Below are 25,801 nucleotides of genomic sequence, written 5' to 3'. Positions count from 1 at the left end.
CCGATCAGCCTGCGCGGACCTTGGCGAGGAAGCCATCGACCTGAACGCTCAGGGTCTGAGCCTGCCGTTCGAGCGCGGTTGCGCTGGTGAGCACCTGGCTGGCGGCAGCGCCGGTCGAAATAGACAGTTCGCGCACTTCCTTGATGTGCCCGGAAACCTGCTCGGTCCCGCGCGCGGCGAGATCGATGCTGCGTGCAAGGTCCTGGCCCGCAACCGATTGCTGATCGACCGCACTTGCGATCGAGACGGCGGTCGTTTCGAGCTGAGCGACTTCATTAGCGATTGAGCGCAGCGCATTAACGCTGGCACCGGTCGTGTCCTGCATGGTGCGTATCTGCTCTGCCACTTGTTCGGTGGCGCGGCTGGTCTGCATGGCGAGTTCTTTTACCTCGCTTGCGACCACAGCGAAACCGCGACCCGCTTCACCTCCACGAGCGGCTTCGATCGAGGCGTTGAGCGCGAGAAGGTTGGTGCGCTGGGCGATGGTCTGGATTAGCTCGACGATCTGGCCGACCTGCTCTGCGCTGTTGGCGAGCTCTGAAATGGTCGAGTCCGCTTCATTGGCAGACAAGGTCGCTTTCCGGGCGAGTTCGGCAGACGAAGCGGCCTGACGGCTGATCTCGCCAATTGACATGGCAAACTCGTCCGAAGCGGCAGCGGCTGCGGTCGCGCCGGTGTTCGCCTCTTCCATCGCAGTTGCCACTTCGGCGGTCCGATTGGACGATTGCTCCGCACTTGCAGCCATCGCGGTTGATGTGGTCTGCAGCTGGCTCGATGCGCTCGCAACGCCGCCCACGACGTCACCAACGGTGCGTTCGAACTGGTCGGCAAAGCTTTGAAGCGTGCGTTCGCGTTCGAGGCGAGCCTCTTCCTGCTGGATCTGAAGGCGGGTCTGCTCTTCAAGCTCGGCCTTTGCCTTCTGGGAGCGTTCGCGGCTCAGGCGCTCTAGCCGGATGCCGGCCTTGTGGAAGATGCTCATGGCGCGGGCCATGTCCCCAACTTCGTCTGTGCGGTCCTCGCCGTGAATGTCGATTTCCTTCTCGCCCTTGGCGAGGCGGGTCATCTGATTGGCAAGCTGCTTGATCGAGCCACCAACCGAGCGGTCGAAGTAGCGCTGAGCAATGAGAGTTGTGAGGGTCAAAAGGACTGCGAGCGCAACCCAGATGAGAAGCAGGGTCGAAAGCAGGCTTGCTCCCGAATCCGACATGCGGTCGGCTTCGGTTCCCATGCGCGCAGCAAGATCGCGAGCGGCCTCCAGAGCGGCGCTTCCGGTGGCGGTCACTTCACTCGCCTGCGCTTCACGGCTTGCCGTCGCGGCATCGGGATTGAAGCGGCCGATCTGGCGGCGGAAATCTTCGATGGACGCAGCGATAAGCCCGATGCGATCGGTCGCTTCCATGTCTTGGCCTGCGGTAGCATCGCGAAGATCGTCAAGTTTTGCATCGGCTATCGTGATCCGCGCCAGCGACTCATTGGCCCGCGAGGCATCGCCGGTGGTAACCAGCATTTCCGCGTGTCGCTGCGCTTCGGAAATGTCTGTCACGAGGCGCTCGGCATCGATAGCGAGGTCGTGCGAGACGTTGATCTGTTCGGCGCGGTTGCCCAGCTCGACGAAGAAACCAATCAGCACCAATCCCGCAAACAGGGCGAGTACGAGATTGAACCCGTAGAATGTCGAGATTTTGCGGCCTATGGACAACGCCTCGAACCGCTCTCCGAAAGAGCCGAACACAGTGCGGGGTTTGGAGGCGGTTGTGTGGTTGGCGGTGATCCGTTCTGCTTCCAGGTCTACTGCGATTTCCTGCAAAGCGCTCATTATGCGTCCCCATTCGTCCCTGTTCGAGCTGCGCTTGCAGGCTCGCTGAATTCATCAGCACTGATCGTGGCGCTCACTTGCGTATCGATCAGCGTATCGATGTCGGATGCGGGCATGGCCTTGTAGTAGAGCCAGCCCTGGATTTGATCTGCACCGGCAAGCCGGACCATGTCAGCCTGTTCGGTCGTTTCGACGCCCTCTGCGGTCACACCCATCTTGAGCGCGCGCGCAACCGCGATGCTGGAGAGCATCATGGCGCGGCTGCCTTCATCCTCACCCGCCTTAACGACAAGGCTGCGATCGAGTTTGAGCTTTTCAAAGCGGAACTGGCGCAGGAAACCGATCGAGGCATAGCCGGTGCCGAAGTCATCGAGCGAAATACGCACGCCGAACTTGCGGATGACATCGAGGCTGCGCTCAGCAACCACCGGATCAAGCACCAGACAAGTCTCGGTGACTTCAAGCTCAAGCTGCTCGGGCGGAAAGCCGGTGTCTTCGAGAATTTCGCCCAGCTTGATCGGAAATTCGGGGTTCCTGAGCTGCGCTGCGGAGATGTTGACCGAAAGCGTGATGTCCTTCCAGCGGCGCGCATCCGTCATGGATTTGCGCAGGACCCACAGTCCAATCGGATTGATGATGCCCGAATCTTCCGCGACCGGAATGAAAACGTGAGGGCCAACCTTGCGACCATCCTCACGGTTCCAGCGAAGCAGCGCTTCAACCGCAACTATGCGGGGGCCAGCAGACCCGGAATCGGCAGCGACGAGTGGTTGATAATGGACCTCGTATTCGCCTTTAGTCAGGCCAGCACGCAGTTCGTCTTCGAGTTCGCGTACCGCTTCGCGGCGTTGATCGAAGCTTTCGTTGAACCAGGTGCAGCGCATTTTTCCATCGCGCTTCGACACCGACATAGCGACGTCCGAGCGGCGCAGCATTTCAGAGGAGGGCAGGCGCCGATCGGCAGTTGAACGTGACAGTCCGATGCTTGCCCCGACAGAGATGTCGTATTTGCCGACCGGGACAGGGGCTTGCAGCTGTTCAAGCAACGAGCGGCACATGCCTTCGAGGATTGTGCCTGAAACACGGCCAGCCATGGCAACGGCGAATTCGTCGCCGCCCAGCCGGTAGCAGCGCGCCTCATCGCCGCAAATGTTCTGAAGCATTGCGGCGCATTCCTGAATCAACCGATCGCCGATCGCATGACCAAAGTGGTCGTTGACCTGCTTGAAGCGATCGAGATCGATGAGCGCGATCGCGACCTCTTCGTCACCTTTTGAGAAGCTCTCGAGATCGCCATGCAGCGCGCGCCGATTGGGTAGCTTGCTCAGGGTGTCCGTTTCGCTGAGCTCTTCGAGTTCGTGAACATTGTTGATGCCGTGGCGGCTCAACAGAAAGATCGTGGCGGCGTAAACGAGTGCGCCTGCGATAAAGAGCAGTTCGGGCTCCACGATGTCGATTGTCTTGCTGAAGCTGATGACAAGGACAATGCCGCCGAAAACAAGGCTAAGCGTGGCGAGCGGAGCCAGCACAATCCCGAGGGGAGTGAGACGCAGAGGTTTGCTCGGCTTGGGCACGCAAATTCCTTCAATTCGCTTCGAAAACGTGGGCTTAGCGATGTCCGGGTGTCTAAATATGAATGGCTAACGAAGCGTAAAATCCGGATCGTCCGACTGGGGAAAATCGCGTAAATTTGGCTTAATCCTACCCCACGCTCAGAGCTGCGCTGCGAGCCACCTGCTCGGGCAATTCGTAGATGCTTGTGCGCTTGCCTGATGGAGAGAAGGCTCTTGTCTGGCCGACCACCGTCTCGCCAGCGCCGAGCATGAGGAAGCCGTCGCGCGTCATGGCCGAGGCAAGCCTGTCGAATGCGATGGCGCGGGTGTCTGCATCGAAATATAGAAGCACATTGCGACAAAGAACGAGATCGAAGCGCGCTCTGACGGGCGGTTCGGCCAGGACATTGTGCTGCTGAAACCGAGTGATTTGTCGCACATGATCAAGGATTTGCCAGCCGCCGGGCGTCTCTTCAAAGTGGCGCAGCATCTGCGTCACCCCGAGGCCGCGCTGTACCTCGAACTGGCTGTAAAGCCCCGTGCGCGCAGTGCGAATTGCGCGGTGCGATACGTCGGTTCCGAGAATGTCGATCGTCCAGCCATCCCACAGGGCCTTCTGGTCTTCGAAGAGCATGGCAAGGCTGTGCACTTCCTGCCCTGTCGAACACCCAGCGCACCAGATCGAAAGCCGCTTGGTATGCCGCCTGCGCTGAGCGAGTTCGGGGAGAATATCGTCGGGTATCTGATCGAAAGTCGGCTTGTCCCGAAAGAAGTATGTCTCGTTGTTGAGAAGCGCTTCGACCACCTCGGTCGCAAGGTCGCGATCATGCGAACGACGGCGCGGCTCATCGAGCAGGCAGACGAGTTGGTCGAGATTGCTGATCCCGTGCTCGCGGAAAACGCCTGAGAGCGCTGTTCCAACGCGCCATCGACGACTCTCGGAAAGATGCTGCCCTGTCCGGGCGGCCAAAAGGTCGGCGATGATCTGGTAAGAGGCCTGGCTAACTTCCATGTCGGGTCAGGTCGCCGCGTTCTCGCGTGACGCCGCTGCCCTGCCGCCGGTTCCACTCACCTGCGTCATGAGCGCTTGGCCCAAAGCGGGAGGCGCTGCGACATAATCGCTCAGGCCCGCTTTCGTGACGGCTCCCGGCATGCCCCAGACGGCGCTGGTTTCCGCATCCTGTGTCCAGACAGTCCCGCCCAGTTCGCGTAGGTGCTGAACCCCGTCGAAGCCATCGCGGCCCATGCCCGACAGGATGATCGCATGAACGCGGCCATTGCAGGCGTCGGCAGCGCTGCGCAGCATGGGGTCGACCGAGGGCAGGCAGCCGCTGCGCGCAGGTTCGTTCGACGTGCGCGCCACGAGACGCTCGCCCATGCGGCGTACGGTCATGTGGCCCTGACCGGTAGCAATCGCGATTTCGCCCTTGCGGATTTCGGTTCCGTCGTCCGCAATGTGCGTTGGACGGCCGCTCGCAACTTCAACCTGACGTGCGAACACGGGGATGAAGGAGCTCGGCAGGTGCTGGGTAATGAGGATCGGCAGGTCGAAGTCCGGCGTAAGTTCGCGCAGCATCAGATTGAGCGCGTGAATACCACCCGTCGATGCGCCAATCGCGATCAGCTCGGGACGTTGAGGCACGCGCGGCGTTGCTGCCGGTTTGGCGTGTTGATTGGCGGTTTGCGCATTGGCGTTTGCAGCAGGAGTTTCGCTCTTCGTGCCAAGAGCGCGGATTTTGCCAAGGAGCTGGCTGCGATAATCCTCGTTGAAACCGCCCGGCCGAGGCTTGAGCATCGTGTCGGCAGCGCCGGTCGAAAGCGCTTGGACCGTGGCTTCCGCTCCGTCGTCGGTCAGGGAGGAAACCACCAGCACCTGTAGGTCGGGCGCGGTAGAAAGGATCGTTGGCAGCGCTTCAAGACCGCCCATACCGGGCATTTCGAGATCGAGCAGCAGGACATCGACATCGGTCGTGCCAAGCTGGGCGATGGCCCGCTCGCCTGAAGATGCGGTGGCGATGACTTCCATCGCGCCGTCGCTTTCGACGATGCGTTTCAGAACCGTGCGAACTGTCAGCGAATCGTCGACGATCATCACCCTGATCGGATCGCTCGCACTTTCGCATGAGGACGCGCTCTCGCGGGCCGATGGCTCATTCGCCACCTTTCGCAAAATCCGGGAATGGGAAGAAGACATTGCGTTCACGCGAAGCCGACCAACTGCAGTTTGATTTGCAGGGTCTCGTGATCGAACGGTTTCATCACGTATTCGTCGGCGCCAGCACTGATCGCCTCGCGGATGTGGGCAACGTCGTTCTCGGTCGTGCAGAAGACCACCTTGGGCTTGTCGCCGCCGGGGCGCTTGCGCAGCTGAGTGATAAACTCGATCCCGGTCATCACCGGCATGTTCCAGTCGAGCAGCACGACGTCAGGCATTGACGCCTCGCACGCCTCAAGGCCTTCCCGACCATTCTCGGCTTCTTCAACCGCGAAGCCCAGCGTTTCGAGGATATGCCTCGAAACTTTGCGAATTACGCGGGAATCATCGACGACTAGGCAGCTTTTCATGAAGGTTCCTCGGTTCTGAACGCCAGTTTGATAGGCTCAGAAGGTAAGTTTTGGATTAAGCGGCATTTTCGATTGAAACCTGCCCAGCGATCAGCGCAGAGAGGTCCATCATCAGCGCGGGTCCGGTGCGCGTCTCAACAAGACCGCTTGCCGCATTGGACCATTCAGCGCCGAACCCTCCTGGCACGGTGCCGGGCTCTCCAATGGCAGAGGTGATGTCCTCGATGGAATCGATGCGAAGCGCGTAGGAATAGCCCGAGGACGCGACCACGATCGCGCGGTGATCGAGAGAATAGGCTTGCGGGTCGAACCCGATGGCGCGGCGACAATCGATCACAGTCAGCGCCTGACTGCGCAGGGCTGTAAGACCGGCAATGTGATCGGGCGTTCGCGGCACGGGCGTAATGGCCCCGATCTCGATTACGGATTGGACGTCATTGGCCCTGAAGGCACAGCGTCGACCAGCGATCTGGCACATGACCAACAGCTCGTTCATCAGCGATTGCTCCCGCTTGCGCGCGCCGCACCGGATGCGGAACGCAGTGCTGCGACCAGCCCTTCGCGATCGTAGCGATAGACCGTCTCTTCCATGTTCGCGCCTTCGGGTATGTCCCGAAGCCGGATAACCGGCGCAGCGAATTCAACGTCGAGCGCGAGGGCAGCCTGGTATTCATCGTCGAACAGGATAGCGACGTCTTCGTCGGTTTCCTGGCCATCAGCGATTTCGTAGCCCGCTGCGGCGACAAGCGGTGCAAGAATGGTGCTGGCCCATTCGGTCTGAGGGATGCGGCAAACAGGTTTGATCGCTGCTTCCGGAACCTCTCCGTGCAGGGCAAACAGGGCGTGGCCGTCGATGAGGGTGACAGTCTTGCCTTCGACCAGAGTGACCGCCTCGATCATCGGGTCAGTGTCGACCGGCTTGAGCGTATCGGTCAGCTCGACCGCATCGTCGATCTCGCGCACGGCGTGGACCAGTTGCCCTGAGCCATCGGTCAGGCGCAGCAAGCGTACCTTTTCTGCCGGAAGCGGCCCGTCAGGCAGACCGACCAGCGGTAGAATGACCCCGTCAATGACAGCGCGCGGACGATCGCCGGTGAGATCGATGGCGGACACAGGCGCCGTCTCGATGCGCTGGACCAGCTCGAGGCGCACAGCGCAGCGGCGGCCATCGAAATCGGTGAACAGCATTGCGCGCGCTGCGGGCTTTTCGGATTTAGCTTTCTCTTCCTCCGCACCCCGGAAAACGCGGCTGCGGGCATCGGAGGCAAGCTCGTGCTGCGATGCGATATTGGTCACATCCAGCAGCAAAACCGGCTGGCCGTCGTCGAGCAAGGTAGAGCCCGCATAGAAACCGGCTTTCATCACGGCAGGTGCAAGCGGTTTGACGACGAGGTCGCCATGCGAATGGATGCGGTCGACCGCGAGCGCGAACAGGTCGCCGCTCGCAAGGCGAAGCATCACCATCGTGCGCTGCTCAGCAGGTATATCACCCTCTTCGGCACCGAGTACGTCGGTTAGCATAAGGCACGGAACGCGCGTGTCGCGGAAAGTGACGAGCGCGTTTTCTCCAGCGCGGGTGAAGTCGAGCGCCTTGGAAGAGGCGTGGATGATCTCTTCGACGTAACTTTGCGGGATCGCGAAACGTTGCTCTCCGATTTCGACGGTAAGCCCGGCGATGATGCTGAGCGTCAGCGGAATCTGGAGAGTGAAGAGCGTGCCGACCCCCGGCGTCGAGCTCACTTTGATCGAGCCACCGACGCGCTCAAGGTTGTCGCGCACCACGTCTAGGCCGACGCCGCGCCCCGAAACGTTGCTGACTTCCTCGGCAGTTGAAAAACCGGGTTCGAAGACCAGTTGCAGGATCGCATCGCGGCTCATTTCTGACCGGTGAGCGGCGGATATGAGCCCGGTTTTGACCGCCTTGTCTGCGATCTTTTCCTCTTCGAGCCCGCGTCCATCATCGCTGACCACGATAGAGATCGTGTTCCCCGCCTGACGCGCGGCGATCGAAAGAAGCCCGGTTTCGCGCTTGCCGATGGCAAGGCGGTCGGACGGTTTCTCTATCCCGTGATCGATCGCATTGCGGATGATGTGCGTGAGCGGATCGCGGATCATTTCGATCATCTCGCGATCAAGCTCAACGTCCCCGCCTTCAAGGTCGATCAGGACTTGCTTGCCGAGTTCATTCGACAAGTCACGGGCAAGCCGGGGCAGGGCGCTAAACAGGGTTTCGATCCGCTGCATGCGCATACGGGTGATCGCGTCGCGGACATCGGAAAGGATGGTGGTGAGCCGCTCGAACGGACCGTCGATCGTCGGCTGTGTGCCCGCCTGACGAAGGCGGTGAGCGAGGTCGTTGCGCGCCAGCACCATGTCTGAAACGCCGCTCATCACCCGGTCGAGCAGGTCAACCGGCAAACGAATCGAACGTTGCGCAGCGGGTGCTTCGGTTTTCTTGGGAGCAGGCGAATTGCCGTCCTCTGTTGAAGCGGGGCCTACTTCCGGCTCCAACTCCGCGGCAACCGCATCGCCGGTCACGCCTTCGGCGCCTGGCTCAAGCGCTGCGATCAGTTCTTCATCGCCGCCTTCGGGAAACTCTTCGCCCGCTTCAATAACGTCGACCATCTGCGCAATCCGGTCGATGATTGCGAGCACGGCGGTGACCAATTCCGCATCAGGCGTGCGGCGTCCGGCGCGGCAATCGGCGAGTGCGTCTTCAGCTGCATGGCTCAGGTCAGCCAGCCGTGGGAAGTCGAAAAAGCCGCAATTGCCTTTAACCGTGTGTACGAAACGGAAGATGGTATCGAGTCGCGCGCGGTCAGCCGGATCGGCTTCCCAGGCAACGATCTCGCCTGCGCTGGCTTCCAGCATTTCCCGTGTCTCTGCGACGAAATCCGCCAGCAGGTCATCCATGACGCGCGTGCCCCTCTTAGACTTGAAAGTCTGTATGGACACAGATGGTTAATGATTGCCTACCCGAAGCTCCGGTTGGCGCGGCGAGTTCGCCTTACTTGGGAGCGCGGCGCACAAGCACCAGCCAGACAAGGACTGCGCCGGTCAGGGCGCCAAAGATATTGGCCGCAAGTTCGGCGGTGTAGATCGCAGAACTCCCCCACAATTCTTGCAGCAACCAGGCAACAGGCAACATCACCAGAAAGACGCGGGCAACGGACTGGCCGAGCGCAAAGGAGGCCTTGTCGATCGCGTTGAGGATGCCATTGGCAACGATCAGGATGCCAAAGCCCGCATAACCCCAGGCCGCGATCTTCAAGTAGAGCGCGAACTCTTCGATCACGGGCTGCTCGTCGGTGAAGGCCCGTGCAAATGTCTCGCCTGCCGACGTCAGCAGAACCGCAGTGCCAAGGCCCCAGACAACGCAGAAAATCCCCGCGTAGAGAGCCGCGCTCCGCGCTCGTCCGAACTCTCTTGCACCCCAGTTCTGGCCAACGATCGAACCGATCGCTCCCGAAAGCGCGAGCAGGGGTACGGTGGCAAAACTCTGCAACCGGCCAGCGGCGCCGAACCCTGCGACCGCATCCTGCCCAGCTGTGGCGATCAAGGCGGTCAGGATCGACAGGCCGATCGGGTTAATCGCGTTCGAAAATGCTGCGGGTCCTGCGACCTTGGCAATGCTCGACGCGGAATCGGCGAGATTGGATTTCGCAAGCAGCGAGGGGTTGAGCGGTATGTCGGTCTGCTTCACCAAAACCAGCGCCATCGCCGCGCCGCACCCCCAGCCGATGATTGTCGCATAGGCCGCGCCGACAATGCCGAAGCCTTCAAAGCCGCCGAACAGGAAATCGGGAGAGCCGGTTATCAGGATCGGATCGAGCACCCAGTTCGCGGCGGCATAGGTGATGCTCACGATGCTGGTCCGACGCGCTTCGCCTTGTCCGCGAAGAATGCCGTTAAAGCCCATAATCGCGAGGATCAGCGGGAAGCCGAGGGCGAAGGGCTGCATGTAGGTGCGAATGAGCGGCATCAGATTGTCCGGCGCATTCATCAGCCGGAACAGCGGATCGTTCAGCGCGAACAGGGCTAGCCCGATGACAACACCTGCCCCTACCGCGAAGACGAGCCCGAAATTGGCCCGACGCGCCGCGCGCTCGCTGTCGCCTTCACCCAGCGCGCGTGCAACGACCGAATTGATCCCGACCATGACGCCTACGCCGAGCGAGGTCAGCGCGACCGAAATAGGGAAAATGAACGAGATCGCCGCAAGCGCGTCCGAACCCAGCTGTCCGATGAAGTATGCATCCACGAGGCCGATCGACATGATCGCCGCGACCCCGATGATCGCGGGCAAGGTCTGTCCGACAAGGTGGCCGGTGATGCTGCCTTGCGTGAGCTTCGCGCTCGCGGATTTCTCCGCTGAATTGTCCGTGTCGCTCATCGCTGATCAGCGCCTAGCCGCGCGAGGGGCCCGGCGCAAAGTGAAATCCTTTTGCCTGAGCGAATTGAAATGCGATAAGAGTTGGCAAAGCTCAGACATGGAGAGGCATCAAATCATGGCAACCCAGCTCAAGCCCGACAACAGCCTTGAAGGGAAGGTCAGCAAGGAAGAATGGCAGGCGCGGCTCGACCTTGCAGCGTGCTACCGCATCTTCGATCACCTTGGCTGGGGGGAATCGATTTACAATCACATCTCTCTCAAGGTTCCGGGCGAAAAGGACACGTTCCTCATCAACCCGTTCGGCCTGCTCTATGACGAAGTCACAGCATCGAACCTCGTGAAGATCGACGTAGAGGGGAATAATGTCGGCGGATCGCCATATATGGTGAACAAGGCCGGCTTCACTCAGCACGGCTACTTCCACAAGCATCTTGGCAGCCGAGCTGACGCGATCTGCCATGTTCACACCACCGCAACCATGTCGGTGTGCAGCCACAAGGACGGCCTGCTCCCGATCAGCTTCTACGCCTGCAATTTTCAGGATCAGATCGGCTATCACGACTTCGAGGGCGTGACCGTCCGCGCCGAAGAGGGGGAGCGGCTGGTGCGCAATCTTGGCAATCACTCGATCCTGATGCTGCGCAATCACGGCCCGGTAGTCATGGACGGCACGATCCAGGGCATGTTCGTGAAGATGTGGGCGCTCCAACGCGCCTGCGAGATTCAGGTTGCGACGCTTTCGCAGGGGGAGCCGCGTGTCGTCCCTCAGGAAGTGATCGACGTGCACCAGCGCGACCTGTCCGTCATGGCGAGCCAGGGCGGCGCAGGTGTGTTCGATTTCGAAGCGTGGAAGCGCCGGATCGACAAGATCGACGACAGCTGGCGCAACTGATTTTTCCAAGAGATAGGGCCAGCGCATGCCGCGCATGACCGTCAACGACCGGCCGGTCGAGTTCGACCTCGATGCCGAAATGCCGCTGCTTTACGCGCTGCGTGAGGCGTTGAACCTGACCGGCACGAAAGCCGGCGGCGGCGGCAATTGCGACTGCGGCGCGTGCATGGTGCTGGTCGACGGGGCGGCGCTTCGTTCGTGCCGGATCACTCTGGCCGAGGCCGAAGGGCGCTTCATCACCACGATCGAAGGCGTGTCGCGCGACCGCTCGCATCCTGTGCAGCAGGCAATGGTGGCCGAACAGGCGATCCAGTGCGGCTATTGCACGCCGGGTATCGTGATCGTGGCGGCCGCGCTGCTCCAACGCAATCCCGTTCCCTCTCGCGCGGAGATCGAGGATGCGATCCAGAACATGTGCCGCTGCGGCGTCTATCCGCGGCTGGTGAGCGCGATCCAGAGAGCGGGGCGCGTTGCCCAGCGCGGCGAAAGCATCGGCGCAGCGCCCGCACCCGGTATTGCGCCCGAAGACGCCGCTGCCATGGTGCCCGCGCTGCGAACGCCCTCGGATGCCGAAGCACCCGAGGATTGATCTCGCTTAGAAGCGCCCGTTGATCGCGAAGCGCGCGTTGAGCGGCGCGCCGACACTCGCCTGATGGGTTGAGTGCGAGTTCGGGAAATAGAGCGTGTCGGTCAGGTTTTCGACATTGACCTGTACGCGCCAGTTTTCGCTGACTTCGTAGTAAGCCGCCGCGTCGATGCGGGTGTAGCTTGGCAGGATCGCGCTATTCGAGTTGTTGATGAAGCTCTCGTCCTGGTGCGTCAGGCCAACGCCGATACCGAAGCGGTCGGTGACGGTGATCTGGTTCCAGATCGAGAACATGTTTTCAGGGAGCTCCCGCGGGCGAAGGCCAGTGGGGCCGGTCTGGTCGACCTGCTCGCCGTCGAGATAGCTGTAGCCAGCCGAAACCTGCCAGCCAGGCATGACTTCACCCTGAAGCTGGAACTCGAAACCCGAAATGGTCGAGTCCACCACGACCAGAAGCGCCGGGTCGGTGTCGTCGACTTCGGGCGTGCTTTGTTCGATCTCGAACACCGCTGCGGTCAGGCTGAGGCGGTCGAGGATATCCCACTTCACCCCGGCTTCGAGGTTCACGAACTCGTCAGGGTCCAGCGCTGCGGCGTTCCCGCCAAGGCTCGCGAACTGTTCGCCCGAGCGCGGCAGGAAGCTTTCCGAATAGCTCGCATAGATCGAGACGTTGTCCTGCGGCTTGATGATGAGGCCGCCGCGCGGGGAGAATTCCTCGTCCTTGCGGCTTTGCACCGCGCCGCCATCGGCAAGATCGATGACGGTGAGGTCGAAACTGTCGAAGCGGCCACCGACCACCACGTTGAGCCATTCGGTCAGCTTGATCTCATCCTGAATGAAGATCGAGAAGACATCGAGATCGCCGTCGGTGAAGTCGTTGAGATCGCTGAAGGCAACCGTCGTGACCTGACCCGAAGCGTTGACGCCAACGCCGCCGCGCAGCGCCAGCGGGCGCTGGACCGCAAAAATTTCGTTGTCGTCATTGGTCTGATCCCAGACGGGGTTGAAGCGGTCATTCACCGATTGGGTGTTGATGTATTCCGCGCCGATCAGGAGCGTGTGCCCGACACTGCCGGTTTCAAACTCGCCGACGAGGTTGCCCGATAGGATCAGGTTCTCGCGCGTCGTCGTGTCGACATAGCCATCGGTCGTTACCTGACCCGGCGTGTTCGCCTGATCGTAGCCCGATGCGTAGAAGTTCGAATAGAGTTTGTCGTAATCGCCGTAGAACGCGCTGACGACACCCTTCCAGTTGTCGGAGAAATTGTGCTGGAGGTTGGCGCGCAGCAGGTGCGCTTCGAGGTCGAGGAAGTTCAGTTCGGGATCGCCGAAGACGATTTCCTCAAACGCTTCGACCGGACGGCCATCGGTGCCGGTCACGATCCCGCGATCGACGAAACGGTCGTGGTTGGCATATTCGTAAGCGAGGTCGAGCGTGGTGTCTTCGCCCAGCGCGATGCGTGCGGTCGGGTTGATGCCGATGCGCTCACCGTCATAGAAATCGCGGTGGTTGTTCAGGTTCTCGTAGGACGCGTTGAGCCGGAAGGCGAAGGTTTCGGACGAGGACAGGTTGATGTCGCCCTGCACGCTGAATTCGCCAAACGTGTCGAGCGCCACCTGACCGCCCGCGAAGTTGGCGTTAAGCTCGCCCTTCTTGGTCACGCGGTTGAGCACGCCGCCCGTACCGCCGCGACCGAATAGCAGCGCGTTGGGGCCGCGCAGGATCTCGACCTGCTGGAGATTGTAGAGCCCACGATAGTACTGAACGTCGTCGCGGATGCCGTCGATGAAGAAGTCGGCGGTTGAACGCACGCCCCGGAACACGATGGCATCGCGGTGGCCTTCGCCTTGTGAGGTGTTTACGCCCGGCGTGTAATCGACGATCTGGCCGATGCTGGTGAAGCCGCGATCGACGATCTCTTTTTCGGTCGTGATCGTGAGACTTTGGGGGACGTCGATGATCGGAGTGGGGGTCTTGACCGACGCGACCACGCTCGATTGCAGCACGTCTCCGGTGACGAGAATATCGTCGCCCTGCGTCTCCAGAATTGGTCCTGCCTCAGACAGCAGGTCGGTGCTTTGCGGTGCTGTTTCTTCGGCAGCTGCCGGGAAAGCGAGCGCGGCGCAGGAGAGGAGGAGCGCGGCGCGCGAAAGTGTACGGTTCATCATGTCCCTTCCGATTGACAAAATCGCGCTATTGAAAACTATTCTCATATTCAACCCGAAAATTGAGAATTGTTCTCAAAGCGCGATCTGTCCCTCTAGAAGCCCGATTTGTGTGGCAATTCAGCCACCCGAGCGGGCGGTGCCTGCCTCGATCAGGGCCACGGCCTCAGCGGTTGCCTCATCCGATTCGGCCTCGCCTGTCCTGATGGCATCCGCGAGTTCGAGCAGCTTTGCCGCGATCTCGGTGCCGTACTGTGCCTGTTGTGCGATGCGAATGCCGCCATTGGCCTCGGCAACCTCGTCCCATTCGGCGCGCACCGCTTCCCAGTAATCCGCGGTCTGCTCCCAATAGGCTTCGGCAGCTGCGACATTGTAGTCATCGAACCGCTCATAGGTATTGAGAACATATTCCTGCACGACCGGGACCAGTTCACCGCTGCCGTCTTCGGCCGGCATCATCTTGGTGTTGTCCTGCCAGTGGATCCAGCCAGTCGGCGTGATCTGGTGGCGGTTGATGCCGACATAACGGTCGTAGATGGGATCGCGCACGGCATCGCGGCGGGCGAGCGGGCGAGTGGTCCAATTCGAGCGCCAGCGCTTCACGCCATTGGTGGTTTCCCACTGGCCCCAACCGGCATAGCGCGGGCTGTCATCGACCTGCCAGACGGTCTGCGACCAGCGGCCAGCGCTCATCGCTTCGGGCACCGGCGTCATCTCCCAGCGATCGCCGCCTTCATAGGTAAGAATCGTATCGGGCTCGTACTCCCAGTCCTGGCGCCAGTGCTTGACGACGTAAGGGTTCTCTTCCGAGCCCACGACGAGCAGGTGCTGGAGCACGATCTTGTTGCCGGTATCCTCGATCACGCGCACGCTTTCGTAGCCGCCCGAAAGCTTGGGTTCGAGCGCTTCGTAGCCTTCCATCCATGCGGTGGATTCGCGCATGTCGAAAGTGACCTTGTAGTCGCCTGCCATCGAAAGGATCGTCTCGCGGTCGGCCTGGAATGCAGCCTGTTCCGCAGCCGCGCCGCGCTCGATCGGATCGTCGGCAAGGGCAGGGGCGGGTGCGGCGGCAAATGCCACGCTGGCAAGGCCTGCGAGCAGTGTGGTCTTGGCATATTTCATCATGGGTAGTCTCCCTCGTAGGTTCAGAACTGGAAGCTCGCCGAAACGCTGACATTGCGTCCCGGACGGGTGAAGGCGCCGGCGATGCCGCGATCCTCGACGCGCAGGCCGCGCACGTCGGACCAGACGGCGTATCGCTCGTCGAACAGGTTGAAGATCCCGGCGCGCAGTTTCAGCGCCTCGGTCACTTCGACAAAAGCGGTGAGGTCGAAAACGGTCGAGGCATCGGGGCGGATGAAGAGGTCGGTTCCGTCGGCGGCGCGCTCGACGTCATCCGCGTCCTTGCGCGCGTTATGGGTGAGGATCAGCTCCGCTCCGAACCGGCCCTGCGGATCGCGATAACCAAGACCAGCGACAAGATTGTACGGGTCAACCGTGTCGAGCGGGGTGCGGCTGCCGTCGGCGTTGATGATGTCGCCATTGGCATAGGCGATGGCGAGGCGGGCATTGACGCCGCTGTCGAGCTCCATCGATCCCTTTACCTCGAAGCCGTCGATCTCGACCTCGGTGAAGTTCACGAATTGGAAGATCGCGGGGTCTTGTGGCGTGAACGATCCGCCGACGACCTGCTGGCTGATGAAGTCGTCGTAGGTGCCCTTGAAGCCCACGACTTCGAGGCCGAAGACATCGCCGATGTAACGCGCGCCAATCTCCCAACTCTCGCTGGTTTCCGGGCCGAGATCAGGGTTGGGAAGCGAGGTGTATCCGCCCGCGATAAACTCGAAAAAGTTGTTCACCTGAGACGGCGTCGGCGCGAGGAAGCCTTGCGCGTAATTGGCGAAGATCAGGAAGTCGTCGGCAAACTTGTAGGTCGCGCCGACCTTGGGTGAGAGGCGGCTGTCCGACTGGCCTTGCGGGTTGAACGTGGTGAGCAGTGGGTCGTCGGTCGGGTTGAGGTCGTAGAAGTCGAACCGCAGAGCCGGATAAAGCGTGAAGGCACCATCGCCGAAGGTGATCTCATCCGCGATGAACACGCCGCCCAGCGTGAAGTCGGTGACGGGGAAGGCGCGCGTTGGGAAACTCTCGCCGCGGCCGGGGAAGGTGCCGTCACGAAGGCCTTCCTGCCGGGTCCAGCTGACATCGCCGCCGAAAGCGATCGTGTGCGAAAGCGGCCAGGTCGCAAAGCTGCTGCGCGCCTCGGCGTTGATGCCGTAGACCTCGTTCTCGAACGTGTTGAGGCGCGTGCGGTCGGGGGCTGGGATAAAGCCCAATGCGGTTCGGTCTTCCTCGGTGAACTGGCGGTCTTCGGCGTCTTGATAATACGCAGCAAGGAAGGCGTATTCGATCAAGTCGTCGGCCTCGCCTTCATACGTCCAGTCTGCAGAAACGCGCGCGCGGCTGGTCGTGTCCTCGGCTTCGAGGCGGTCGACGGTCCAGACCGGGGCCGGACCGAACAGGAACGCCGGGCCAAGGCCGGTGAGTGCGTTGGTAAAGACTTCGGTTTCAAGCCATTCGCCGGTCAGGCGCAGGCGATGATCGCCATTGTCCCAAACGAGCTTGCCAAGCACCGCGTTGGATTCGCCGTCTTGTGGATTTGGCAGGGTGCGCGCTTGTCCGACGCCGCCGATCTCGCCCTGGTTTTCAAGCTCCGAGAAGTCGCGGCGGGTGTAGGCGACCATGCCAGAGAAGTTGCCTGATTGCGCAGCGAGCGTCGCGGTCTGTGCGAACTCCTCGTCCTCGCTCGAATATTGCGAGCGGACAAACCCGCCGACTTTGTCTGCACCAAGGATATCGACCGGGTCGGCAGTGGTGAAGCTGACCGCGCCCGCAAGCCCGTCGCTGCCGTAAAGCGCGGAGGCGGGGCCGCGCAGGATCTCGACCTGCTTCACAAGGCTCACATCGGAAAAGCCGCCGCGCCCCGCTTCCTGTGCGCCGAAGCTGAAGCCTTGCGGCGAGCGGATGCCGTCGACCTGGATCAGCACACGGTTGCCGCCGATGCCGCGAATGACGAAATCCTCGTTCCGGGCACGGCCAGTCGAGCCAAGCGCAGCGCCAAAGCGGGCGGGCGCACGGCGCACCGTGACGCCGGGCTCGTAACGCACGAGGTCGCGCACATCGGTCGCGAGTTCATCCGCGATCTGCTCGTCGGTGATGATGGTGATGGTCGCGGGCGCTTCTTCCTCCTGGACGGGAGTGCGCGTCGCCGTGACTGTGATCAGGCCGTCGTAAGCCTCTGCCTTGGCGCTGACTTCGGAATCATCAGCGGCGGCGGGAAAGGCGAGACTCGCAGCTGAAAGGAGCAGAGCGCTGCGGGCGAAGTTGCGTGTCATGTGTTTCCTCTCTTGCGTCGGTCGATTCTGTTAATGACAATGACTCGCAAACTCAACAAGGAAATTGAGAATTACTCGCAAAATGGGTTTCAGCTCAAAATCGCCTATGAACCGGGTGGCGAATCCCTGCCGCATCGGTTAGCCGTGCTCGTCGGAAAAACCCTGTCCGGGCAAGGCTCACAATTGAAGGATGACGCGATGAAGGCGACGATCTGGCACAACCCCAAATGCGGGACGTCCCGCAAGACGCTCGCGATCCTGGAGAACCTGTCGAAGGTCGATGTGACCGTCGTTGAGTATCTCAAGGATCCGCCGACCCGCGAGAAGCTTGAGCAGCTGTACAAGGATGCCGGAATCACCCCTGCCGAGGGCCTGCGCCTGCGCGGAACCGATGCGCAAGAGCGCGGCCTGCCCGACGCGGACGCTGACACGGTGCTCGATGCAATGGTGGCCGACCCGATCCTCATCAACCGACCGCTGGTCGAGACCGAGAAGGGCGTTGCGATCTGCCGCCCTCAGGACGAAGTGCTGAAGCTGCTTTGAGTGCGCCCGCTTAGCGGCGCTCGGTGGTCAGGTCCTCGTCGGCCTGCAGCCCGCGCCAGCCATGTACGGCAACCGCAAGGCACAGCGCGATGATCAGCCCGAACGCGCCCCAGTCCGAATAGCCGTAGAGCCACACGCCCAGCGCGGGAGCATAGATGTAGCTGAAGCCTGCAAGGCTCGCGACCACGCCCGATGCCTGCCCCTGCTCTGCGCGCGTCACGGCGAGCGAAGTGCCTGCGGTGGTGCCGGGCCGGAACATGCCAAAGCCGAGCGAGGCGATGGCATAGCCAAGCGCGATGACGTGAAGCTGGGTGCCTGCTGCAAGGAGCGCCGTCCCCAGAGCAGCGGTGAGCACGCCTGACAAGGTCGCCGCGCGCGGCCCCAAGTTGAAGCGCGGGATGATCCCCCATTGCGCCAGCAACGAGGCAATTGCGCCCGCCATCAGCACCAAGCCCACAGGCCCTGCGCCTTCAGCAGGTGTATCGCGCAGGGCCAGCCTGTCGAGCACGAGGAACCCGGTGATCCCGAGCACCATCGCCTGCGCGTGCCCGCCAAGGAGCTGCGCCACTATCCATGCCCGGATGCGCGGATCGGTCCATTTGAGGCGCGGTGGCTCTCCAACTATTTCGCCCGTCACTACGCCGGTCTCGGCCTCGTCCTCGAGTTCTTCCTCGCTAAGCGTTTCGCTTGGGCCTGAATAACTGGTCGCCATCCCGCGGGCGGCAAACTGCGGCTGATCATTGGGCAATTGAAGGTGGAGCAATACGAGGACCACAATCCCAAGCAGGGCAAACCCGATAAACGGACCCGTCAGACCAAGTCCCATGAACGGCAGCACCATCAGGGGAGCCAGCGCAGGGCCAATGACTGTACCAAGGCCAAAACTCGACGCGATCAGCGAAAGGGCGTTGGTCCGCTCTGCGCGCGGGGTGCGCGAGGCGACATAGGCCTGTACTGCTGGCGGGGCGGCGCTGCCGAACCCGCCGTAAAGGCTGCGCGCCGCGGCGAACAGAATGAGCGTTGCGAAGGCTCCGAGCCATCCTGCGAGGCCTGCCCACAAGACCATCCCGCAAATCACCATGGACGCGACAAAGCCGACAAGGCCGAGCGACATCATCGCCTTGCGCCCGCGACGGTCGGACCGCCTCGCCCAGATCGGCGCGCATACGACCCATAACAGCGCGGACCAGCTGAAAGCGAGACTGATCCAGACGTCGCTCACCTCCAGCGCGGTGCCGATCGAAGGCATGACCGATTGCATCGCGGTGTTGCCCGCTGCCGTCACCAGCATGACGGTGAAAAGCAGCGCCATCCGCCCATTGGAAATCGCGCCCGAGGCCGAGGCGTTTTCAGTGCGAGGGATCGAGTCGCGAGAGGGATCGGCGTCGGCCATCGCAACCGCGCTAAGCCTGCGCGGTTACGGTTTCAATCACGAACTGATCTGGTTGCTTACTCGAAAGTCTCGGCAACACTCTTCGCGCTCGGGCCCGAGAGCTGGCTATACATCGCGACCGCGACCGCACACAGCATGATCCCGCTCACCATTCCTAGCACCCCATTTGCGATACCGAGAATGAGCAGGCTCGTCGTGCCTCCTCCGAAAACCGCCGCGATTAGGCTGAATACGCCGTTGAAAAGCAGGCTGATGAGCACGAAGATCGCGCCGAGTACCACCCAGAAGATCACGATCATCCATTGGCTTTTCTTGGTCAGGCGAAAGCTGCCCGCGATGCCCTTGAACGGGTTCAGCGTGCCGCCAAAAATCAGGCTTGGCATGACCAGCGACATGCGAGCCATCAGCCACACGACAAAAAGCAGAACCGGGAAGATCGCGATAAGCCCAAGAGCTGGGACGCCGCCAACACCAACCAGAAGCGAAATTGGAAGCGCAATCAGGAACCCGCCGACAAGGTACATCAGCATGAAAAGGATAAGGACCACGAACAGGCTCGGCACGGTCTTGACCCCGGTGCCCAGCGACTGGCCTACGGTTGGCCTGCCATCACCCATCAGGGCGACCATCGCGCCATAGCCGGTGAACTGCACCGCAAGCGAAAGCGCCCCGAAGCCGACCATCGGTCCGGCAATCTCGGCGAGTTTCTCGGCAATGACCTCTCGGTCGGCGGTGGGGTCGAGGAACATCTGCACGTCGGGCACGAGCAGATAGGTCGCAATCGACGGGAGCAGTACAAACACGCCGGCGATCACCACGAGCAGCTGGAAATTGCTGCGAACGAGGTCAATTGCACGGGCCCAGCAGGCATTCATGTCGAAATTCATATGTCTTCCCCGCGCCCCACACTTGAGCGATTGGCTCTTGATCTGGCCGATCAATGCCTCCACCGGGAAGCTATGGCAAGCATCGCCCCCGATCTCCCGCGCGACATATCCGCAGCCAGCATTGAATGGCAGCGAGAGAGTGCGCCCGTGGCCTACACGCATGCGCTCAAGGAGATGCAGGCGCGAAACGAGGCGATTTCCGCAGGCGAGGCAGGTGAGCTTGCGTGGCTGCTCGAACATCCGCCGGTCTACACCGCCGGGACCAGCGCCGATCCGGCCGAGCTCACAGACCCGCGCTTCGAAGTTGTCGAAGCGGGTCGCGGAGGGCGCTACACCTATCACGGGCCCGGCCAGCGTGTGGGCTACCTGATGCTTGACCTCGGCAAGCGCGGGAAGGACGTGCGCTGCTTCGTCCACGCGATTGAGGGCTGGGTGATCGACACGCTTTCAGACTTCGGCGTCGATAGTTGGCGCGCTGAAGGGCGCGTAGGCATCTGGTGCGAGGATATCGACGGGCGCGAGGCCAAGATCGGCGCGATCGGCGTGCGCGTGCGGCGCTGGGTGACGATGCACGGGTTCTCGGTCAATCTCGACCCGGACCTGTCACACTTCAGCGGGATCGTGCCCTGTGGCATCGACGAATTTGGAGTTACCAGTCTCGCCCGGCTCGGCAAGAGCGTGACCGCTGAACAATGGGACGAGGCGCTGATCGCGCGCGCGCACGGGTTCCTTGGCGCGCTTGAGGTGGCACGACAAAAGGCATGTCAGAAATGAAACTGAAGACCACCGCCCTGCTGGCTCTCCCGCTCATCATGCTCGCTGCATGCGAAGACGAAGTGACCGAAGAAGAGACTGCCGAAACCAGCGGCGAAGCGGCTGGCGAAGTTCTCGGCGGGACGATCAGCGACGATATGCTGCCGCTGGAATCGCTGACTTCGACATCGCCGCCTGCCGAGCCGACGCGCAGCACCACCACCACAACGGTGACCGAGGAGGAAGACGGCTCGACCACGGTCGAAACGGTGACCGAGACCACCACGGGTGACAGCGATGCACCGACCCCGGCGCCGCCGGTTCCACCAGCGACGCCGGAATAGGCGACTAGCTCAGGCGATCAGGCAGCCGCTTCGGCGGCCTGCTCTTCCTCCATCGTCGGATAGTCGATGTAGCCTTGAGGGATCGGGAAGTACCAGCTCTTGGGCACGTCCTTGTTCGGATTGAACGCAGCGCCTGCGGCAATGCGCTTTTCGAGGTCCGGGTTCGAGATATACGGGCGGCCAAAGCTGATCGCGTCCGCGCGGCCGCTCGACACGTCGGCATCGGCCTCTTCGGCGGTGTAGTCCGAATTGAGGATCAGCGCGCCCGAATAGAGCGAGCGGATCAGCGCGTCCTGCTTGGGCACATCGGTCTGGCCGAAAGTGCCGTCGGGTCCGGGCTGACGCAGTTCGAGGAAAGCGAGGCCAAGCTCCTCGATCACCTTGGTCGCAGCGCCGAATGTCGCGGGCGGATTGCTGTCGTCGGTGCCCTGACTGTCGCCGTTGGGGGAGAGGCGGATGCCGGTGCGGTCCGCGCCCCAGACAGCGACGATCGCTTCGAGCACTTCGCGCATGAAGCGGGTGCGGTTTTCGGGGCTGCCGCCATAATCGTCGTCGCGAAGGTTGGTCTTGTCGCGCAGGAACTGGTCGACGAGATAGCCATTCGCACCGTGTAGCTGGACGGCGTCGAAACCGGCCTTCTTCGCGTTTTCGGCGGCGCGGCGATAATCGTCGATCGTGCGGTTGATATCGTCCTGCGTCATTGCGCGCGCGGTCGCATATTCCTGCTTGCCGACGGGCGTGTGCGCTTCGCCGGGCGCTTTGGTCTCGCTCGCCGAGAATGGACGTTCGGCGCCGAGGAAATGCGGGTGCACTATGCGGCCCATGTGCCACAGCTGCATGGCGATCAGGCCGCCTTCTTCGTGCACGCCTTCGACGATCGGCTTCCACGCTTCGACCTGCTCGTCGCTCCAGATGCCGGGAGCGCTCGGCCAGCCGAGGCCCTCTGTGCTTATCCCTGTCGCTTCGGTCAGGATCATGCCTGCGCCCGCGCGCTGGCGGTAATAGGTGCCCATCATTTCATTGGGAACGAACATCGGGTCAGCAGCGCGGCCACGGGTGAGCGGGGCCATGAAAATACGGTTCCTGGCTTCGAGCGCGCCCATTGTGAGCGGCTGGAACAGAGCGTCGTGCATTGGCGAAATCCTCCTGTTAGGTTTCAATTGGCTATCCACTTGGAGGCGATAGGGCTAGGGCGCAAGGATGGAAAAAGGCGCCGGCACAAAAGACAAACTTGCTGGACACTCAGCGGGCGAGGCAAGCGGTCTGCGAAGCGCGCTTCTGCTGGCTGCGCTGCTCGGTGGCAACGTTGCGCTCGCTCTGGGGCCGTGGTTGGTGAGGCTTGCCGATACCGGGCCGGTGAGCGCGGCGTTCTGGCGGCTATTCCTCGCGCTTCCCTTTCTGGTGATCTTTGCATGGATGGCGGGCCAGCGCCTGACGGTGATGCCGAGGCGCACGCTGGTGCTGGTCGCTATCGGGTCGCTTGCTTTCGCAGGGGACCTTGCCAGCTGGCATATCGGGATCGGCATGACGCGGCTTGGCAATGCGACCCTGTTCGGCAATGCCGGGTCGATCATCCTTCTCTTCTGGGGCTTCATCATCGCGCGCATGCTGCCGCGCGGGTTCGAGTGGCTTGCGATCGTCTGTGCGCTGGGCGGGGCGGGTATCTTGCTGGGGCGCAGCCTCGACATTTCGCCCGAGACTTTCATCGGCGACCTGTTCTGCATCCACGCAGGCCTGCTCTACGCGGTCTATCTTCTCACGCTTCAAAGCGAGCGCGCGCGGTTCGGGTCTTGGAGCCTGCTTGTATGGGTGAGCATCTTTGCCGCGCCCGCCTTGCTGGCGCTCGCGATTGCGCTTGGCGAGCCGGTCTGGCCGACCAACTGGACGCCGGTGATCGTGCTTTTCATCACCAGCCAGCTGATCGGGCAGGGCCTCTTGGTCTATTCGCTCGGCCATTTCCCGCCGCTCATCATCGGACTCGCCTTGCTGACCCAGCCCGCGATTGCAGCGGTGATCGGCTACAGCGTCTTCGGCGAGGTGCTGACCGCGCTCGATATCTTTGGAATGGTTCTTCTGGGCAGCGCCCTGGTGGTGGCACGCACGGCGCAGCGCAAATCGGGGCCGGGGATGGCTGCGAAGAGCTAGTCTGCGCAGCGTTGCAGAAATTCGCGATACCGTTCCTCAACCACCGCGAGATCGGGGCCTACCAACGCTTCGCGCGCTTGCTCGATCAGCAGCTTGCCCTGTTCGCGAATGCTCGCGCGGCGATCCTCGTCGCGCACGGGTCCGGCGGCGTTGCCCATCACGTCGAGCGTCACCAGCGCCGCGTTGGGACTGGACGCGACCGCGCTGCGGATCGAACCGAAGCCGCGCGTCAGATAGTGCTCAAAGCTGTCGTAGCGCGGGATGACGGGACAGTCCTCGGCATCTTCTCCGCATACGTCCTTGCGCAAGTCACGGCGCGCAATCTCGCTTGTCGCAGCGCCCAGCCAGTGCAGCGCGGTGATCGCGGTGAATGGATCGTTGATGCCCGGTGACAGCGCGCGCAGTCCGATCTCGACCAGCTCGTCGATCAGGAATTGCGGGTCCTGCGTGGGCGTTCGCACCGATCCGAGCGTGAAGCAGGCACGCACATTATCCTCAATCTCATCAGGCTTGCAGCCCTTGATCTCCATCAGCGGGATGTCGCGGTGGACGAAGTCGCCGGTACGAACGCACAGGGAGAAGGTGCAGCCACAACCCCGTGCTATCTCTTCAAGGTCTTCGAAGTCGATCATCTGAACGTAGCCCGTGCCCAATGCGGTGAGAGGCTCTCCTTCGACCGGTTCGCGCGCGTCGCGGAATTCGTCTTCGTCGGGATAAGTCTCGCAAATTTCGTCGAGCAAGCGCGACCCGATCCGCTTCATCACCATATTGATCCGGATCGAGGAAGGCACGTGGTGGAGGAAGAATACCAGCACCGCGACGCACAGCACGATCAGGATATAGGCGACAAGCAGTGAGAGCTGCGGGGCAAAGCCCGGCAGCGCGCTTGCCGCCGCGTCGCTCGCAGTGCTGGCGGATTCGTCTTCGGCGCGCACCGATCGCAGAACGATAATGTAAAAGACGAAGCTGCCGATGAAGGTCGCAAGGCTGACCTGATTGCCCTTGTCCTCGAGGAAATTGGTGAGGAGGCGCGGACCGTAAGTGCCACTCGCATAAGTCACCGCGACCAGCGTGATCGAGAACACGGTCGAAGCAACCCCGATGGTAGCGCCCGCCAGAACGGTCAAGATGTCAGCCGCGCCCTTGGGACGGACCGGCACGATCCACTCATAGTCGTTGAGGAACTGCGTAAACCCGCTGCGGTCGAGATAAACCGTGACCAACGCAAGCGCCGCCGCCAGCAAGGCAAAGGTCGCCGGATAAAACCAGTAATTCGCGTTAAGGCGCGCCCAGAAAAAGCGGATTTCGGCGGTCATTGGTCAACAAACGCGCGAAATGCACGTTTGTTGCCAATCAATCCGCCTTGAACGGCACCTGCCCAAGATCGCCCATGCCGACCGTGCCGCTTGCCATCTCGAGCATGCGGTCGAGGCTGGCCTTGGCTTTGAGGCGCAGGTCTTCGTCGATTTCGATGCGCGGTTCGAGGTCGCGCAGGGCGGTGTACATCTTCTCCATGGTGTTCAACGCCATGTAGGGGCAGATGTTGCAGTTGCAGTTGCCGTCGGCACCGGGCGCACCGATGAAGGTCTTCTCGGGAAGCGCCTTCTCCATCTGGTGCATGATGTGCGGTTCGGTCGCGACGATAAGCGTGTCCCCTTCGAAGTTCTTGGCGAAGTTCAGGATCGAGCTGGTCGACCCGACGTGATCGGCGTGCTCGATGATCGCGGGCGGGCATTCCGGGTGCGCGGCGATCGGCGCGTCAGGATGCTGCTCCTTGAGCTTCAGAAGCTCGGTCTCGCTGAAGGCTTCGTGGACGATGCACACGCCCGGCCACAGAAGCATCTCGCGATTGAAATTGCGGCTGAGCCAGCCACCAAGGTGGCGGTCGGGACCGAAGATGATTTTCTGCTCAGGCGGGATTTGCGAAAGGATCGTCTCCGCGCTGGAGCTGGTGACGATGACGTCGGAAAGCGCTTTCACCTCGGTCGAGCAGTTGATGTAGGTGAGCGCGATGTGATCGGGATGCGCTTCGCGGAAAGCCTTGAACTTGTCTGGCGGGCAGCTGTCTTCGAGGCTGCAACCTGCATCCATGTCGGGAAGGATCACGGTCTTTTCGGGCGACAGGATTTTGGCCGTGTCCGCCATGAACTTGACGCCGCAGAACAGAATGACGTCGGCGTCGGTTTCGGCGGCCTTGCGTGACAGTTCCAGGCTGTCGCCCACGAAGTCGGCGATATCCTGAATATCGGGGGTCTGGTAATAATGCGCGAGGATGACCGCGTTGCGCTCCTTGCGAAGCCGATTGATCTCGGCCAGCAAATCGTCGCCGGTGGGCACTTTGGTCTCGATGCTCATGCGCGTATCCCCAATAAC

Annotated in this window: 22 protein-coding genes; 6 read left to right on the top strand and 16 right to left on the bottom strand. The window is 61.8% G+C overall.

Going from position 1 to position 25,801, the window contains the following annotated elements; genetic code table 11:
• Positions 1-4: 4 nt before the first annotated feature.
• The 8 genes from AC0V6T_RS11585 to AC0V6T_RS11550 form a co-directional block, all read right to left on the bottom strand.
• Positions 5-1,816 (bottom strand): methyl-accepting chemotaxis protein, encoded by a 1,812-nt coding sequence (locus AC0V6T_RS11585; protein ID WP_486127036.1) that lies wholly within the window; start codon positions 1,814-1,816, stop codon positions 5-7.
• The gene (locus AC0V6T_RS11580) at positions 1,816-3,390 is read right to left on the bottom strand and encodes a putative bifunctional diguanylate cyclase/phosphodiesterase (RefSeq protein ID WP_486127034.1); all 1,575 of its coding nucleotides are present in this window, start codon (positions 3,388-3,390) and stop codon (positions 1,816-1,818) included. The genes AC0V6T_RS11585 and AC0V6T_RS11580 overlap by 1 nt, the downstream gene beginning before the upstream one ends.
• A 127-nt stretch (positions 3,391-3,517) precedes the next feature.
• Positions 3,518-4,381, bottom strand: coding sequence for a CheR family methyltransferase (locus AC0V6T_RS11575; RefSeq protein WP_486127032.1), 864 nt, complete (start codon positions 4,379-4,381; stop codon positions 3,518-3,520).
• 6 nt (positions 4,382-4,387) lie between these two features.
• Positions 4,388-5,530 (bottom strand): chemotaxis-specific protein-glutamate methyltransferase CheB, encoded by a 1,143-nt coding sequence (cheB, locus tag AC0V6T_RS11570; protein ID WP_486127031.1) that lies wholly within the window; start codon positions 5,528-5,530, stop codon positions 4,388-4,390.
• A gap of 38 nt (positions 5,531-5,568) precedes the next feature.
• Positions 5,569-5,934: a response regulator gene (locus AC0V6T_RS11565; protein WP_007166298.1), complete on the bottom strand. Its 366-nt coding sequence runs from the start codon at positions 5,932-5,934 to the stop codon at positions 5,569-5,571.
• Between the two features lie 55 nt (positions 5,935-5,989).
• Positions 5,990-6,430: a chemotaxis protein CheW gene (locus tag AC0V6T_RS11560; protein WP_007166299.1), complete on the bottom strand. Its 441-nt coding sequence runs from the start codon at positions 6,428-6,430 to the stop codon at positions 5,990-5,992.
• Complete coding sequence (locus AC0V6T_RS11555; protein WP_486127028.1) at positions 6,430-8,847, bottom strand: chemotaxis protein CheA; 2,418 nt, start codon at positions 8,845-8,847, stop codon at positions 6,430-6,432. Before AC0V6T_RS11555 ends, AC0V6T_RS11560 begins: the two co-directional genes overlap by 1 nt.
• Positions 8,848-8,941: 94 nt before the next feature.
• Positions 8,942-10,327 carry an MATE family efflux transporter gene (locus AC0V6T_RS11550; RefSeq protein ID WP_486127026.1) on the bottom strand — a complete coding sequence of 462 codons (1,386 nt, stop codon included), beginning with the start codon at positions 10,325-10,327 and terminating at the stop codon, positions 8,942-8,944.
• A gap of 115 nt (positions 10,328-10,442) precedes the next feature.
• Between AC0V6T_RS11550 and AC0V6T_RS11545 the strand changes: the two genes are divergently transcribed.
• Together AC0V6T_RS11545 and AC0V6T_RS11540 are read left to right on the top strand one after the other, a co-directional pair.
• Positions 10,443-11,219 carry a class II aldolase/adducin family protein gene (locus AC0V6T_RS11545; RefSeq protein ID WP_040465169.1) on the top strand — a complete coding sequence of 259 codons (777 nt, stop codon included), beginning with the start codon at positions 10,443-10,445 and terminating at the stop codon, positions 11,217-11,219.
• 25 nt (positions 11,220-11,244) lie between these two features.
• Positions 11,245-11,808, top strand: coding sequence for a (2Fe-2S)-binding protein (locus AC0V6T_RS11540; protein ID WP_486127024.1), 564 nt, complete (start codon positions 11,245-11,247; stop codon positions 11,806-11,808).
• A 6-nt stretch (positions 11,809-11,814) separates the two neighbouring features.
• On the opposite strand, the gene AC0V6T_RS11535 is transcribed toward AC0V6T_RS11540, so the two are convergent.
• The 3 genes from AC0V6T_RS11535 to AC0V6T_RS11525 form a co-directional block, all read right to left on the bottom strand.
• Positions 11,815-13,974 (bottom strand): TonB-dependent receptor, encoded by a 2,160-nt coding sequence (locus AC0V6T_RS11535; protein ID WP_486127022.1) that lies wholly within the window; start codon positions 13,972-13,974, stop codon positions 11,815-11,817.
• Between the two features lie 117 nt (positions 13,975-14,091).
• The gene (locus AC0V6T_RS11530) at positions 14,092-15,096 is read right to left on the bottom strand and encodes a DUF6607 family protein (protein WP_486127020.1); all 1,005 of its coding nucleotides are present in this window, start codon (positions 15,094-15,096) and stop codon (positions 14,092-14,094) included.
• A 20-nt stretch (positions 15,097-15,116) separates the two neighbouring features.
• Positions 15,117-17,363 (bottom strand): TonB-dependent hemoglobin/transferrin/lactoferrin family receptor, encoded by a 2,247-nt coding sequence (locus AC0V6T_RS11525; protein WP_486127018.1) that lies wholly within the window; start codon positions 17,361-17,363, stop codon positions 15,117-15,119.
• A gap of 198 nt (positions 17,364-17,561) precedes the next feature.
• On the opposite strand from AC0V6T_RS11525, the gene arsC reads away from it, so the two are divergent.
• Positions 17,562-17,906: an arsenate reductase (glutaredoxin) gene (arsC, locus tag AC0V6T_RS11520; RefSeq protein WP_007166309.1), complete on the top strand. Its 345-nt coding sequence runs from the start codon at positions 17,562-17,564 to the stop codon at positions 17,904-17,906.
• Positions 17,907-17,916: 10 nt separating this feature from the next.
• Here the strand turns inward: arsC and AC0V6T_RS11515 are convergent, their stop codons facing one another.
• The gene (locus AC0V6T_RS11515; protein WP_486127016.1) at positions 17,917-19,299 is read right to left on the bottom strand and encodes an MFS transporter; all 1,383 of its coding nucleotides are present in this window, start codon (positions 19,297-19,299) and stop codon (positions 17,917-17,919) included.
• Between the two features lie 56 nt (positions 19,300-19,355).
• Positions 19,356-20,186, bottom strand: coding sequence for a hypothetical protein (locus tag AC0V6T_RS11510; protein WP_486127014.1), 831 nt, complete (start codon positions 20,184-20,186; stop codon positions 19,356-19,358).
• Positions 20,187-20,258: 72 nt separating this feature from the next.
• Between AC0V6T_RS11510 and lipB the strand changes: the two genes are divergently transcribed.
• Positions 20,259-20,960: a lipoyl(octanoyl) transferase LipB gene (lipB, locus tag AC0V6T_RS11505; protein WP_486127012.1), complete on the top strand. Its 702-nt coding sequence runs from the start codon at positions 20,259-20,261 to the stop codon at positions 20,958-20,960.
• Complete coding sequence (locus tag AC0V6T_RS11500; protein WP_486127010.1) at positions 20,957-21,283, top strand: hypothetical protein; 327 nt, start codon at positions 20,957-20,959, stop codon at positions 21,281-21,283. Before lipB ends, AC0V6T_RS11500 begins: the two co-directional genes overlap by 4 nt.
• A gap of 17 nt (positions 21,284-21,300) precedes the next feature.
• Here the strand turns inward: AC0V6T_RS11500 and AC0V6T_RS11495 are convergent, their stop codons facing one another.
• Positions 21,301-22,416 (bottom strand): alkene reductase, encoded by a 1,116-nt coding sequence (locus tag AC0V6T_RS11495; RefSeq protein WP_486127008.1) that lies wholly within the window; start codon positions 22,414-22,416, stop codon positions 21,301-21,303.
• A 67-nt stretch (positions 22,417-22,483) separates the two neighbouring features.
• On the opposite strand from AC0V6T_RS11495, the gene AC0V6T_RS11490 reads away from it, so the two are divergent.
• Complete coding sequence (locus AC0V6T_RS11490) at positions 22,484-23,428, top strand: DMT family transporter (RefSeq protein ID WP_486127006.1); 945 nt, start codon at positions 22,484-22,486, stop codon at positions 23,426-23,428.
• Here AC0V6T_RS11490 and AC0V6T_RS11485 read toward each other — a convergent pair.
• Complete coding sequence (locus AC0V6T_RS11485; protein ID WP_486127004.1) at positions 23,425-24,744, bottom strand: DUF2254 domain-containing protein; 1,320 nt, start codon at positions 24,742-24,744, stop codon at positions 23,425-23,427. The two genes, AC0V6T_RS11490 and AC0V6T_RS11485, sit on opposite strands and share 4 nt — an antisense overlap.
• Positions 24,745-24,781: 37 nt before the next feature.
• A complete protein-coding gene (gene nadA, locus AC0V6T_RS11480; protein ID WP_007163141.1) occupies positions 24,782-25,783 on the bottom strand; it encodes a quinolinate synthase NadA in 1,002 nt (333 codons plus the stop codon).
• Positions 25,784-25,801: the final 18 nt, after the last annotated feature.

Source organism: Erythrobacter sp. S158 (genome assembly GCF_057364915.1).
The sequence above is the reverse complement of the archived record's forward strand: the minus strand, read 5'-3'. Positions and strand labels throughout refer to the sequence as shown.

Bases quoted from the DNA above. Each gene is read 5' to 3' on its own strand.
- AC0V6T_RS11585 (WP_486127036.1), bottom strand. From the start codon at position 1,816: ATGAGCGCTTTGCAGGAAATCGCAGTAGACCTGGAAGCAGAACGGATC.
- AC0V6T_RS11575 (WP_486127032.1), bottom strand. From the start codon at position 4,381: ATGGAAGTTAGCCAGGCCTCTTACCAGATCATCGCCGACCTTTTGGCC.
- AC0V6T_RS11565 (WP_007166298.1), bottom strand. From the start codon at position 5,934: ATGAAAAGCTGCCTAGTCGTCGATGATTCCCGCGTAATTCGCAAAGTT.
- AC0V6T_RS11560 (WP_007166299.1), bottom strand. From the start codon at position 6,430: ATGAACGAGCTGTTGGTCATGTGCCAGATCGCTGGTCGACGCTGTGCC.
- AC0V6T_RS11555 (WP_486127028.1), bottom strand. From the start codon at position 8,847: ATGGATGACCTGCTGGCGGATTTCGTCGCAGAGACACGGGAAATGCTG.
- AC0V6T_RS11550 (WP_486127026.1), bottom strand. From the start codon at position 10,327: ATGAGCGACACGGACAATTCAGCGGAGAAATCCGCGAGCGCGAAGCTC.
- AC0V6T_RS11545 (WP_040465169.1), top strand. From the start codon at position 10,443: ATGGCAACCCAGCTCAAGCCCGACAACAGCCTTGAAGGGAAGGTCAGC.
- AC0V6T_RS11540 (WP_486127024.1), top strand. From the start codon at position 11,245: ATGCCGCGCATGACCGTCAACGACCGGCCGGTCGAGTTCGACCTCGAT.
- AC0V6T_RS11535 (WP_486127022.1), bottom strand. From the start codon at position 13,974: ATGATGAACCGTACACTTTCGCGCGCCGCGCTCCTCCTCTCCTGCGCC.
- AC0V6T_RS11530 (WP_486127020.1), bottom strand. From the start codon at position 15,096: ATGATGAAATATGCCAAGACCACACTGCTCGCAGGCCTTGCCAGCGTG.
- AC0V6T_RS11525 (WP_486127018.1), bottom strand. From the start codon at position 17,363: ATGACACGCAACTTCGCCCGCAGCGCTCTGCTCCTTTCAGCTGCGAGT.
- arsC (WP_007166309.1), top strand. From the start codon at position 17,562: ATGAAGGCGACGATCTGGCACAACCCCAAATGCGGGACGTCCCGCAAG.
- AC0V6T_RS11515 (WP_486127016.1), bottom strand. From the start codon at position 19,299: ATGGCCGACGCCGATCCCTCTCGCGACTCGATCCCTCGCACTGAAAAC.
- AC0V6T_RS11510 (WP_486127014.1), bottom strand. From the start codon at position 20,186: ATGAATTTCGACATGAATGCCTGCTGGGCCCGTGCAATTGACCTCGTT.
- lipB (WP_486127012.1), top strand. From the start codon at position 20,259: ATGGCAAGCATCGCCCCCGATCTCCCGCGCGACATATCCGCAGCCAGC.
- AC0V6T_RS11500 (WP_486127010.1), top strand. From the start codon at position 20,957: ATGAAACTGAAGACCACCGCCCTGCTGGCTCTCCCGCTCATCATGCTC.
- AC0V6T_RS11495 (WP_486127008.1), bottom strand. From the start codon at position 22,416: ATGCACGACGCTCTGTTCCAGCCGCTCACAATGGGCGCGCTCGAAGCC.
- AC0V6T_RS11490 (WP_486127006.1), top strand. From the start codon at position 22,484: ATGGAAAAAGGCGCCGGCACAAAAGACAAACTTGCTGGACACTCAGCG.
- AC0V6T_RS11485 (WP_486127004.1), bottom strand. From the start codon at position 24,744: ATGACCGCCGAAATCCGCTTTTTCTGGGCGCGCCTTAACGCGAATTAC.
- nadA (WP_007163141.1), bottom strand. From the start codon at position 25,783: ATGAGCATCGAGACCAAAGTGCCCACCGGCGACGATTTGCTGGCCGAG.